The 8,646-nt window shown below is 58.2% G+C and carries 9 protein-coding genes and 2 pseudogenes; 9 read left to right on the forward strand and 2 right to left on the reverse strand.

The genetic code is table 11. The features are described from left to right. The first annotated feature begins 179 nt into the window (after nt 1–179). The 5 genes and pseudogenes from QMX86_RS26075 (at nt 180) to QMX86_RS26095 (ending at nt 3,825) form a co-directional block, all read left to right on the forward strand. Nucleotides 180–914 (forward strand): hypothetical protein, encoded by a 735-nt coding sequence (locus QMX86_RS26075; protein WP_282387674.1) that lies wholly within the window; start codon nt 180–182, stop codon nt 912–914. After that, nucleotides 913–1,044, forward strand: a pseudogene (locus tag QMX86_RS26080) (glutathione transferase); the annotation flags it as partial. The gene QMX86_RS26075 and the pseudogene QMX86_RS26080, both read left to right, overlap by 2 nt. A gap of 61 nt (nt 1,045–1,105) precedes the next feature. Beyond that, complete coding sequence (locus tag QMX86_RS26085) at nt 1,106–1,744, forward strand: LysE family translocator (RefSeq protein WP_071174649.1); 639 nt, start codon at nt 1,106–1,108, stop codon at nt 1,742–1,744. A gap of 75 nt (nt 1,745–1,819) precedes the next feature. Beyond that, nucleotides 1,820–3,169, forward strand: coding sequence for a sensor domain-containing diguanylate cyclase (locus tag QMX86_RS26090; RefSeq protein WP_282387677.1), 1,350 nt, complete (start codon nt 1,820–1,822; stop codon nt 3,167–3,169). 152 nt (nt 3,170–3,321) lie between these two features. Further along, nucleotides 3,322–3,825, forward strand: a complete 504-nt coding sequence (locus QMX86_RS26095; protein ID WP_039760848.1) for a DUF4142 domain-containing protein — start codon at nt 3,322–3,324, stop codon at nt 3,823–3,825. A gap of 153 nt (nt 3,826–3,978) precedes the next feature. Here QMX86_RS26095 and QMX86_RS26100 read toward each other — a convergent pair whose 3' ends face one another. Beyond that, nucleotides 3,979–4,389: a low affinity iron permease family protein gene (locus tag QMX86_RS26100; RefSeq protein WP_016771301.1), complete on the reverse strand. Its 411-nt coding sequence runs from the start codon at nt 4,387–4,389 to the stop codon at nt 3,979–3,981. A gap of 159 nt (nt 4,390–4,548) precedes the next feature. Between QMX86_RS26100 and tam the strand changes: the two genes are divergently transcribed. Beyond that, nucleotides 4,549–5,319: a trans-aconitate 2-methyltransferase gene (tam, locus tag QMX86_RS26105; RefSeq protein ID WP_282387569.1), complete on the forward strand. Its 771-nt coding sequence runs from the start codon at nt 4,549–4,551 to the stop codon at nt 5,317–5,319. A 602-nt stretch (nt 5,320–5,921) separates the two neighbouring features. Continuing rightward, nucleotides 5,922–6,281, forward strand: coding sequence for a DUF6124 family protein (locus tag QMX86_RS26110; RefSeq protein ID WP_071174652.1), 360 nt, complete (start codon nt 5,922–5,924; stop codon nt 6,279–6,281). 103 nt (nt 6,282–6,384) lie between these two features. Here QMX86_RS26110 and QMX86_RS26115 read toward each other — a convergent pair. After that, nucleotides 6,385–6,555 (reverse strand): annotated as a pseudogene (locus tag QMX86_RS26115) (transcriptional regulator); the annotation flags it as partial. 298 nt (nt 6,556–6,853) lie between these two features. Between QMX86_RS26115 and QMX86_RS26120 the strand changes: the two are divergent. Both QMX86_RS26120 and QMX86_RS26125 read left to right on the forward strand, forming a co-directional pair. Beyond that, nucleotides 6,854–7,150: a helix-turn-helix transcriptional regulator gene (locus QMX86_RS26120; protein ID WP_122700028.1), complete on the forward strand. Its 297-nt coding sequence runs from the start codon at nt 6,854–6,856 to the stop codon at nt 7,148–7,150. Continuing rightward, nucleotides 7,150–8,433 (forward strand): type II toxin-antitoxin system HipA family toxin, encoded by a 1,284-nt coding sequence (locus QMX86_RS26125; protein ID WP_282387563.1) that lies wholly within the window; start codon nt 7,150–7,152, stop codon nt 8,431–8,433. The genes QMX86_RS26120 and QMX86_RS26125 overlap by 1 nt, the downstream gene beginning before the upstream one ends. Nucleotides 8,434–8,646 lie beyond the last annotated feature (213 nt).

The raw sequence follows: 8,646 nt of genomic DNA on the forward strand, positions 1-8,646 counted from the left end.
CGATGACGCCTTCGCGAGCAGGCTCGCTCCCACATTTGCAATGCGGATTTCCTGTGGGAGCGAGCCTGCTCGCGAATTCCGACTTCAGACACATGAGAGGATTCGCTGGCCAGATCTGTTGAATCCTCCGATGCAGAAAGGGATAGTGCGCGCCTGGAAATATCTTCAAGGAGCGGGAAGTGACAATGAAGTCCACGTGGATCACCGCTGCGGCGCTCTGCGGGTGGTTGATGGCTGGGCAGGCGTTGGCCGATTGCACGCCGCCTGCGGTCAGTGGCGAAGCGGACTTTTCTTTGTGCAAGGACTGGCCGGCTTATCCGTCGCTGACGATTACCGCGCTATCGACGTTCGTGCCCGATCCGGTCAATGGTCAGGACGGCAGGGTGGGTTCATACGATCTGGCTCTGGCCGTCACTACCGCTGGCAGCCCCAAGCCGCTGGCGACCTATCATCAGCGGTCGGCGTTTCTCTCCGATGCCATCGCGCTGGAGAGTCTGGAGCTGGATACGGCGCGTTATAAACTCACGTCCGACCTCCGTGCCTTCGGCGTACGCGCCCATTTCAAAGGCTCGTCGCGCGTCAATCCGCTGGATGAAACCCTGCTGTCGCTCTACGTGAAAGAGGGCGACAAACTGCGCCCGGTGCTGGATCGCTTGGTCGTCTACAGCTTCAGTGGCGAGTGGGATGGCAAGTGCGCCGGAGAGCGCTCGGAGACGGTGCGTACGCTTGAGATGGGCAAAACCAGTTCCCATGGTTACGCCGATATCATTGTCCGCTCAGTCACCACGGGCCTGGTCGGTGAGGGGCCACCCGACACCTGCGAGTCGAAGACCACTTACGAAAAGCCGGTGCTGAACACGTTGCGCTATGACGGACAGCAATATTTCGTTCCCGAAAATCTGAGAGGCTATTGAAGGCGCGTCGTTCTACTTCCTCGATCCCGACGGGCACAAGCTCGAGGTCCATGTCGGCGATTTGCAATCGCGGCGGGCTACGTGTCGGCAGAAACCGTATCCCGGCATGCGTTTCCGCGACGAACCCTGATCCGCTTCAATCTCGGTGATATAGACTCTGCGCCACGTATTCTGGCGCTCGCAGGTTTTTCATGACTCCATCATTGCTGTTGGCCGTTCTGGCTTCGGGTTTCATCTACGGGATCACGCCCGGGCCGGGCGTGCTGGCGGTGTTCGGCATTGGCGCGGCCCATGGGCGACGGGCCGGGGCGGGTTTTCTGTGTGGGCATCTGCTCGGCGATGTGATCTGGTGCAGCACCGCGCTGGTGGCGATTGTCGGTGCGCGGGAAATCGGCAGCACCGCGTTCGATGTGCTCGGCGTGCTCAGCGCGTTGTACCTGTTCTGGCTCGGCTGGCGTGCGGTGCGTGCCCAACGCCGCAATGGCGACGAGGCGCAAGGGGCGGCGCGGCAGCCGTTCTGGCACGGCATCGTCTTCGGCCTGACCAATCCCAAGGCCTATCCGGTGGCGGTGGCGACCTTTACGGCGCTGCTGTCGAGCCGCGCCGAACTGCTCAACTGGTCGATGCTGCCGGCGCTGATCGCCCTGAGTTTCATCGGCGGTGCGCTGGCTTACGCTATCCTCATCGGCGTGGTCGGCGCGCAGCGGGTGCGCACGGTGTATCAGCGTCATGAGCTGCTCATCACCCGTTTATGCGGCGTGATGTTTATCGGCTTCGCCATCAATGCGTTGATGCACGCGCTGCCGGGGCTGCTGCCGAACAAGACTTGATGAAATGGGCAGGGACGCGCAATCACGATCATGGACGATTGAAATCGCTGCACTGCGCGGACACCCCGTAGAACCATGCAAAGCCCTAACCCTGCGCCGCTGGCGAGCTACATGGACCTGTTGCTGGACGCCGTTTGCGCGGTCGACAAACAGGGCCGTTTCGTTTTTGTCAGCGCTGCCTGCGAGCGGATTTTCGGCTACACGCCTGACGAACTGATCGGCCGCTCGATGATCGAGCTGGTGCACCCGGCCGATCGCCAGCGCACCCTCGCGGCCGCAGGCGAAATCATGGGCGGCGACCCGAAGCACAATTTCGAGAACCGCTACCTGCGCAAGGACGGCAGCGTCGCGCATATTTCCTGGTCGGCGCGCTGGTCGGAGGTCGACCAACTGCGCATCGCCGTCGCCCGCGATATCACCGAGCGCAAGCAGGCCGAATCGCGGCAAGCGGCGTTGTACGCAATTTCCGAGGCGGCGCATGCGGCGGAAGATTTGCTGGCGCTGTTCAAACGCGTCCATTTGCTCATTGGCGAATGGCTGCCGGCGCTGAATTTTTCCGTGGCGCTGTACGACGAACACTGCGGGCAGCTGAATTTTCCCTATCACGTCGACGATCACGAATTGCAGCCCGAGCAGCCCGGCACCGTCATCGGACGGCTTTGCGCGCAAGTAATCCGCAGCGGCCAGCCAATGTTGCTGACCCCGGACAGCGCCGATGCCACGCCCGACTTCGCTGCGCTGGTGGCGGAGCAGAACGCGCCTTGCTGGCTCGGCGTACCGCTAAGCTCAAAAAACGGCACCATCGGCGCCTTGATCGTCAAAAGCCTCGCTGGCGGCGAACGCTACACCGAGCAGGACAAGGAACTGCTGCAATACGTCTGCGCACAAGTCGCCACGGCCATCGAACGCCAGCAACTGCATGCGCGGCTCAAGCGCATGGCGCAATACGATCAACTGACGCAACTGCCCAACCGCGAACTGCTGCGTGATCGGCTCAGGGCTGCGCTGGCCCATGCGCGAACCGTGCACGGACACATGGCGCTGCTATATGTCGATCTGGATCGCTTCAAACAGGTCAACGACACCCATGGCCATGCCGTCGGTGACATGCTCCTGCAAACCGTGGCCAATCGGCTGAAAGGCTGCGTGCGTGAAACCGACACTGTGGCGCGTATCGGTGGCGATGAGTTTGTCGTGCTGTTGCATAGCGTGCATGCCGCCGAAGATGCCGACAGTGTCGCCGGAAAAATCCGTCAGGTGCTGGCGCAGCCCATGCGCCTCGACGGCCATGACCTGCGTATCGAACCGAGCATCGGCGTGGCGCGTTTCCCTGAACACGGTGAAGAAGAACAGCAACTGTTCCGGCATGCCGATCAGGCCATGTATGCGGCCAAGCGCCTGAATCATCGGGCGCTGGGCATCTGAAGCGGGCGCGCCGTTCGTCGCGGCCTCGGCAGATTTTCTAAACCTTTGAACGCCAAAGCCTTCTTAACTGAGGCGGACAATTGTCCGCCGCGACTATTTGAGCAGCGGGCGAATCACGGCCCGCTTGAATTTTCCACGAGGAGGGCGCGACCATGAGCCGGATGGCCACCCGTTTACGTAATGCCAGTTTTGCGACTCTGCTGGGCCTGTGCGCCAGCACTGCGTTCGCCCAGTCGCCTGCCGAATTCATCAACGATGCCTCCGCCAAAGGCATGGCTGACATCGAAGCCAGCCGTCAGGCCCACGGCAAGACCGAATCGAAAGAGGTCAAGGATTACACCATCGTTGTGATCAACGACCGCACTACAGCCAACCAGCATCTGGCGAAGATCGCCAAGAAACTCGACCTGCCGGTCGCACCTCGCGAAGAACTCGCCGACAAGGCCAAAGAGCTGATGCCGGAAGTAAAGGATGGCGCGACCTTCGATCAGGCTTACGCCGCCAGTCAGGTCAAGGCGACCGAAGAGGCCATCACCCAGATCGAGCAACAGGCACAGACCACCGACGTGCCGGAAATCAAAGCATTCGCCGATGAGACTTTGCCGAAACTGCAAAGCCATCTGGAGAAGGCCCGCGCGTTGCAGGCCAGTCGCTAACTTCGCCGTATTGTTGCAGTGTGAGAGAAACTTTCAGTTGAAATGCGATGCTTCCCCTGTGGGAGCGAGCCTGCTCGCGAAAGCGGTGTGTCAGTCAATGCTGTCCCCACGTCTTCGCGAGCAGGCTCGCTCCCACAGAGTGTGTTTACTTGCTCAGCACTCATTCAAATCCTGCTTTGGCTTGCTCTTGTCGCCAAGCCCCTCAAGATCGAACACCTGATTCTCACCCAGCGCGCGGTAATGCCGGCGCAACGCTTCAAGCTGTTTCAGATCCAGCGCCTCCAGCCCGAGCATCGCGTTCTGCGCTTCCTTGTTCACCCTCAGCAGCTCATCGAGTTTCAAGTGCAGAATGTCGGTGTCGCGGTTCTGCGTGTTCTGAATCAGGAACACCATCAGGAACGTGATGATCGTCGTCGATGTATTGATGATCAGTTGCCAAGTGTCGTTGTAACCAAAAATCGGCCCGCTCAAACCCCACAACCCGATCAGAATCAACGCCCCCATGAACGTCTTCGGGCTACCGGCCCACAGGGCAAGTTTTTGGGCAATTTTTGCGAATTTCATGATGGGAGTCCTTGTTTTGGGAGCTTGAAATTCAGACATCGGCGTTGCGCTGAAAATTCTGTTTACAAGTTTCGGTGCAGGACTTTGGTAGGGAAGGCGTACGGCGCAGATCGCGGTATCGTGTCGACAGTCGACAGAAAACCCCAACAGGAGAACGCAATGAGTTGGTCTGCCCAGCAATACGTCGCTTTCGAAGATGAACGCACCCGCCCGGCCCGTGATCTGTTGGCGGCGATACCCACGGCGCAGGCCCGGGCGGTGGTGGACATTGGTTGCGGACCGGGCAATTCCACCGAATTGCTGGTGCAGCGTTTTCCCGAGGCGAGCGTCAGTGGCCTCGACAGTTCGGCGGACATGATTGCCGCCGCGCGCAAGCGCTTGCCTGACGTGCAGTTTCAGGTGGCCGAGGTCGACAAATGGGCTGACGAGGGTCCGTTTGATGTGATCTTCGCCAATGCGGTGCTGCAATGGGTGCCTGATCACGCTTCGTTGCTGCCAGCCCTGGCGAGCAAGCTTTCAGATGGTGGCAGCCTGGCGATCCAGATGCCGGACAACCTCAACGAACCGTCCCACCGTTTGATGCGTGAAGTCGCCGCCAATGGGCCGTGGGCGAGCAAGCTCGCAGACGCTGCCGGGCAGCGTACCGACATGGCCAGTGCCAGCGAGTATTTTTCGATGCTGCGCCCGCATTGCGCGCGGGTCGATGTGTGGCGCACCACCTATCATCACCAACTTCGCGATGGTGCGGCGGGGGTGGTGGAGTGGTTCAAGGGCAGCGGTTTGATTCCATTCCTGAGCCCGTTGACCGAGGAGGAGCGGGCGCAGTATCTGCAGCGGTATCTGGCGGAAGTTGCCAAGGCTTATCCGGCCTTGGCTGACGGCTCGGTGCTGTTGCCGTTTCCACGTGTGTTTATTGTTGCGACCCGTTGAAAATATTCATTCGTCTAGCTCGTTTTTTATCGTGAGTTCGACGCATTGGTTCAGGTCGGCGTAACTCGCAAGAACAACCCGATCGGTCCCCTCTCCCTCGGGAGAGGGTTAGGGTGAGGGGCTCGCTGGCGCTTGAAAACCCGATCACCGCTGCGCCGCCATCATCATCGTCCTCTGGCTTCCTTTCAACTCGTTCACGCTGAACTCGTCGGAAATTTCCTTCTGTTTTTCAGGCCTTTACACGTGGTGCGCCATGGCTGTTTAAAGTCGAATCGCGTTACGTCCTGATGCCTACAAATCCTTGCGCCGCTGCCTACCGGTACGCCAGAATCCGCCGGCTTGTGCGCCTGGAGGGCGGTCGGTAACTTGGTTCGCGTCACTGATTTCCAGTGATCGGGTTTAGTAGCCCGGTAATGTCCTCCTCGTAACGGTTGCACGAGTTCCGTTGAATCAGGCGCGTGCCTGTATTTTATGGTGGCTGTGCGCATGGCGCCTTCGGGTGCGCCGGATGGGGGATGGGTCCGGTCTACTAACTTGCGTACAGCCGCCACCCTCCCGTTTAGTAGCGTGGTGGATGCGGCTCAAATGAAAGGTACCGCCCCGTGTTCAAAGTAACGCCAAATCCGCCGGAAACCGATCCGGCCTCTCCTTACGAGTCCCTCGATTCGAAAAAACTCCACGAAGCCGCCGAACGCGCCCTCGACCACTATCTCATCCCACCAAAAACAAGCTCACCGCCGTACCAGGCCAGCAGCATGTTCATGGTTAATCCGGGCACCGATACCGAGTCGCTATTGGTCAACGCCAGCGAGTCCCTCGGCTCGGCCAGCGTCATGCTCGGCGACTTTGCCGCCTTGCTCGACGGCAGCCAGCGCAAAACCCTGCTCGGCATCGCCCAGGTCGTCATGCTGGGCGAGCTGGCGGTGAATCAGGTGCTGGATAATGTGGTGCCGGTGGGTTAGCCGGCGTTGATTTCCGAGTAAAAAGTAACCGGTCGTTGCGACCGGTTTTTCGGCTAGTGCAGCGTCAAAACCGCTGATCAATACCAGGTTTGTCCTCTTGAAAGGGCTCGGAAGGGGGAATCGGGAATTGCTGCTCCTCATACTCGCCCACCCGCCGAGCGAGAATTTCCAATTCATCGCCTTCCGGCGAGTTCATCTCAGCGCCCCAAATCTGCTCGATACGCAGCAATGCTGCGGACAAGTCTTCAGTGCTCCGAATGGGTTTGATGTCCATAAATGATGTCCGCTTTGGTAACCACATGAGCGGCGATCTTGAACGGCACAACAAACGCTGTGTTCATCATTACGTTGCCAAATATGACTGCATTGCGGAGAGTAAGATTCGCGGTGACAAAAGCGGCCACGCGTGACCCAACCGCTAATCCTCAGTGTCAGCTGTGTAGCAATCCGAAGATCTCTATTGCTCCACGAAATTAGTTAAATTTTTCAAAAATGGTCATATCTGATCCTTAAGGGAGGTTAGATGGCTACAATGGCTCTATTAAGATCCTTAAGAATTGGAAGGGTTTGCCATGTCACTCATGCATTTGCTTCACTCGCCGGCTGAGATCGCTAGAAATGTCGGAGAAAACGCCAAAATCCTGCGGCTCTCCAAAAATCTTTCCCGCAAGACGCTCGCAGAAAAGGCGGGGGTTTCCGAATCCACCATCAAGCGATTCGAAGCGACCGGTCTCGTGACGTTGGAGGCTTTGATCCTGATAGCCACTGCGCTTGATGAACTCAACGCTGTGACCAAGCTGTTCAAACCAGAGCAGCCGAGCTCGCTGGATGAGCTGAAGAATGCCAGGCGCAAGAGAGGGATGCGCTGATGATCAAGCCTTTCAAACACACAGAAGCGCTGAATGTTTTGAAAGAGGGCGCCAAGGTTGGTGAACTGGTCAGAGTCGCGGGCCGGGGGATTTACTTCGCTTACGATCCGGGTTGGCTTGCCACTGGCTACAATCTTTCGCCGCTGACAATGGCTTGGGACGAAAAGCCCCAGTTGGCCAGGAACACCAGCCTCTTCGAAGGGCTACACGGACCGTTCGCCGATTCACTGCCTGACGGCTGGGGCATGCTGCTGATGGATCGATATTTCGACAGCACCTTCGGTGACGGCACCCACCTAACCCTCACAGCGCTTGATCGCCTTGCTTATATGGGCGAGCGCAGTATGGGTGCGTTTGAATATCAGCCGAAGGCGGAAAAAACAGAGCTCACAGGCCCTTTGGATATTTGCCAACTCTACGAAGCTTCAATCGAAGTTCAAGAGGGTGAGACCCCTGCAGTGCTTACCAAATTGCGACTGGCTGGTGGCTCACCGGGGGGCGCACGACCGAAGGCAATCGTGGCGCTGTCTGCCGACAAAAAACACGCAATTTCGGCCTTTGATGCCCTGACCGAGGGGTATGCACATTGGATCGTGAAGTTCAGGGCATTGTACGAACCGATTGAAACCGGCGGCATTGAATTCGCGTATGCCGAGATGGCTCGTGCCGCCGGAGTGACCATGGCTGAATCGGATCTTCTGAATGTGCAGATGCCTGGCGGCGAGGTTGAGCGTTTCTTCGCAACCAAGCGCTTCGACCGCGACGGCGAGCGCAAGATTCACATGATGACCGTCTCGGCGCTCATGTACGCGGACTACCGCGCATTGTCATCCATCGACTACCCGAACCTGCTCAAGCTCACTCAGGTGTTGACCAGAAGCTCCGTCGAAGTGGAAAAGATGGCCAGGTTAATGATCTTCAATGCGCTGTCTCACAACCATGACGACCATGCGAAGAACTTTGCCTTTCTCTGCCACAATCCTGAAAAAAAAGGCGAGAGAGAAACCTGGACGCTGTCCCCGGCATACGACCTGACCTTCGCAAACGCCATGGGCGAGCACACCACTGACTTCGGTGGCCGCACTCCCGGCACGCCTACGCGCAAGCGAATCATGGAGATCTGCAAGGATTATAAATACCTCAAGGCCGAGGAATATATCGAGCAGACTCTCGCTGCGCTCGCCAACTGGAGGAAAGTATTCACTCGATTGAACGTCCCGCACAAAGCCGGGGAGCCGATCTTCAATGTACTGGCGAGGCTGCATCTGGATTTCGAGAAGTAATCCGGGGAGGAAGGGCTCAGCGATCCTCTGGAAGTCTTCACCGCCAGCACGATTCAACTTCCAGGCACAAAAAAACCGGCCATCAACAGACTGTGTGAAAACCTAGCAATCTGCGCAGCGCTCAAAGAAAATGCTCCGTATCGAAAGATACGGAGCATTTTTCGTTATGGCCTACATCCAGGGACAGTCCCGCAGCCAGACCAGCCTGTTTCC

The sequence above is a fragment of the Pseudomonas sp. PS01270 genome (assembly GCF_029959775.1).
Classification (GTDB): domain Bacteria; phylum Pseudomonadota; class Gammaproteobacteria; order Pseudomonadales; family Pseudomonadaceae; genus Aquipseudomonas; species Aquipseudomonas atacamensis.